Raw genomic sequence first — 2,633 nt, 5'->3', positions numbered from 1 at the left:
CCGAAACACCAACCTGAACGGATGCTTGAGACGGACGGCCAGACAACCCGCACGATCCCCCTGCAGTTCGTGGCAATGAGCGCCGGGTATGGTGCGCATGTCTTCCAGGGTACGAGCAGCCCTCAACTCGTCGAGTCGCCTCATGACGAGTCTCCCGCAGACTTGACCCCACTTAGCTTTGGCAAGTTCGTATGAACTACAGACTCTCTGAAGCTTCCTGCTACTGAACAGTATACGCACGCAGCCTCCTCCGCGTCAACAAATCTTTAACCTATAGGGTTAAAATGCGCTGTGCTTGGGGCTCACAACTCAGGATCTGATGCCCGGATGCATTTCGGCGGGATGTTGGGAGTTCCTGTCAGGATCTCACGATACACTACGTGTTTTTTACTCTTGGCTGTAAGGGACGCCGGTCGCCGACTCGGTTCTCGACCGCATAGTCCGCGGCATGATGGGAGAGGAGCCTCACCTTCCTACGAAATCGGCTCCTCTACGCAATCCATTCCGCAGTCGCGCACCGGCCGGCCCTGGAGAGAACTGCGCCCTCAGAACCGTCTGATGCACACGAGCTTGCCTGCCTGCTGGAGTCTGATTCGAATGGCCTCCACCACGTCATTCCCGGACAGCAGGCCTGCGGGTTTCAGAGGCCCTGCCTTTCCGTCTACGATATCCTGCAAGAGAGCGAGCATCTGTCTCGTGCCTTCACGGCAAGGAAGGCACCTGTGGCATGTCGAGGTGCTCCTCGCCAAGGCGGCCTCCGGATGGTCCTCCGATCTGGAGGGCCTTGAAACGGCGTCCGGTGGGTATGCCGCCACCGGTGCCGAAGACCACTTCCTTGAGTGTGGTGCCCATTGGAACCTCGATCAGCCCTGTATGTCTTACCCGCCCGGTGAGGGCAAAGGTCTTCGTGCCTGGGCTTTGGGGAGGGCCATAAAGCCGGAACTCCTTCGCGTAATGCGCAATCACGTACCTCACTGTGGCCAGGGTCTCAACGTTGTTGACCACAGTCGGCTTCCCGAATAGCCCGCTCTGTGCAGGGTAAGGCGGCTTTGGCCTCGGCATTCCTCTCTGTCCTTCTATGGAGGCGGGCAGGGCAGTCTCTTCTCCACAAACGAAGGCTCCCGCGCCTTCGACCACTTCACAATCGAAATCGAAGTCTGTCCCGAGGGTGCCGCGTCCCAGGAGCCCTATTCGCCTCGCATCCTCGAGCGCCCGCCGGATCCGCTCAACGGCCACGGGATACTCCGTTCGGATGTAGAAGTATCCGTGGGAGGCTCCGGTGGCATAAGCTGCGATCAAGGCTCCTTCAGCACCCTATGGGGGCTTCCCTCCATCAGGCTGCGGTCCATGAAGGCGCCTGGATCCCCTTCGTCTCCGTTACACACCAGGCACTTCACAGGGCCGGGGGCGCTCAGCACCGCCAACCACTTCTTGCCTGTCGGGAACCCGCGCCTCCACGCCCACGAAGCCCGGAAGCCACGACCTCGTCGCAGACTTGACGAGGAGACATGTGCGTAGTCACGTGCTGGAATGTCTTGTAGCCTCCGTTCGCAACATACTCGTCGATGCTTTCGGGGTTCAGATGACCGCAATCTGCCAGGGCCAGGCGCTTCTGGCGGTTGTAGAACGATATCTCGCTGGATTTCCCGCAAGGCCGGCCTGTCTCTGGGTTCACCGGCAACAGCCGATCCACCACACCTCCTTTCACTATCGTCTGCTCAACGAGCTTAGGGACGTCTTCAGGTTTCACCCGGCAATACAGGATCTCGTCCCTTTGGGGGCAATTGAACCTGACAGTAACCAGTGGACCCTCCTGGCCCAGGCCGTGGCAGCCCGTCTGGCTGACTGATCCTGCATGGTGATGCCCGCCGTCATCCGACAGCTCGACACTTCCCGGCATCGCGCTCGGCAAGGCCTTCACCAAAGCTTCGTATACCTCATGCGCCCCGTTGGCCAGGCATCCCGTGCCTTTGCAGACCAGAATCCGGTATGCCGCAGCGTTCAGCTTGTCTTGTGCACTCCGAGCGGTCTCCTCAAGCTTGTCCATCGGCCGCTTCCTCCCACCGCCCGATCTCGTCCAGGATCTGTTCAAGTTTCTCTACGGTCACGTCGCCGTAGACGCGGTCGTCAATGACCGCGACAGGGGCTAGCCCGCACGCGCCCAGGCAAGCGGTCTCGAAACCGAGGAGCAGGAGCTCCGCAAGCGGCTAGCCCGCACGCGCCCAGGCAAGCGACTTTCTCCACGGTGAACATAAGGTCGTCGGTGGTTCGTTCGTTATCATCGAGGCGCAATCTCTTGTAGATGAAATCCAACAGCTGCTGGCTGTGGTTGACGTGGCACGCAGTCCCGTCGCAGACTTTGATCAGGTGCTTCCCTTTGGGGGCTAAGGAGAAATGGACGTAGAACGTGGCCACTCCAAAAACCGTCGCTCTCGTCACGCCTAGCCGGGTGGCAACGTAGCTCAGAACCGGCTCAGGCAGGTATCTGTACTGCTCCTGAACCTCCTGAAGGATCGATATGAGCTTGGCGGATTCATTCCCGTACTTGTCCAGGATCTCGTCGACCTGCCGGAACCTAAGTAGAGTCCATATCCTGGTGTAAAAGGCAGTAGGCGATGGTGGCAGCAGGAGAG

3 protein-coding genes and 2 pseudogenes are annotated in these 2,633 nt (G+C 59.6%); all 5 read right to left on the bottom strand.

Features of this window, described 5'->3' with window-relative positions; translation table 11 throughout:
• Window positions 1-545: 545 nt before the first annotated feature.
• Window positions 546-689: a hypothetical protein gene (locus tag NUW23_15935; GenBank protein MCR4427643.1), complete on the bottom strand. Its 144-nt coding sequence runs from the start codon at window positions 687-689 to the stop codon at window positions 546-548.
• Between the two features lie 13 nt (window positions 690-702).
• Complete coding sequence (locus tag NUW23_15930) at window positions 703-966, bottom strand: SLBB domain-containing protein (protein ID MCR4427642.1); 264 nt, start codon at window positions 964-966, stop codon at window positions 703-705.
• A 66-nt stretch (window positions 967-1,032) separates the two neighbouring features.
• Window positions 1,033-1,397: pseudogene (locus NUW23_15925) on the bottom strand (NADH-quinone oxidoreductase subunit F).
• 14 nt (window positions 1,398-1,411) lie between these two features.
• A complete protein-coding gene (locus tag NUW23_15920) occupies window positions 1,412-2,047 on the bottom strand; it encodes an NAD(P)H-dependent oxidoreductase subunit E (protein ID MCR4427641.1) in 636 nt (211 codons plus the stop codon).
• Window positions 2,034-2,592: pseudogene (locus NUW23_15915) on the bottom strand (NAD(P)H-dependent oxidoreductase subunit E). The gene NUW23_15920 and the pseudogene NUW23_15915 overlap by 14 nt, the downstream one beginning before the upstream one ends.
• Window positions 2,593-2,633 lie beyond the last annotated feature (41 nt).

This window comes from Bacillota bacterium, assembly GCA_024655925.1.
Taxonomy (GTDB): domain Bacteria; phylum Bacillota; class DTU025; order DTU025; family JANLFS01; genus JANLFS01.
The sequence above is the reverse complement of the archived record's forward strand: the minus strand, read 5'-3'. Positions and strand labels throughout refer to the sequence as shown.

Bases quoted from the DNA above. Each gene is read 5' to 3' on its own strand.
- NUW23_15935 (MCR4427643.1), bottom strand. From the start codon at position 689: ATGCTCGCTCTCTTGCAGGATATCGTAGACGGAAAGGCAGGGCCTCTG.
- NUW23_15920 (MCR4427641.1), bottom strand. From the start codon at position 2,047: ATGGACAAGCTTGAGGAGACCGCTCGGAGTGCACAAGACAAGCTGAAC.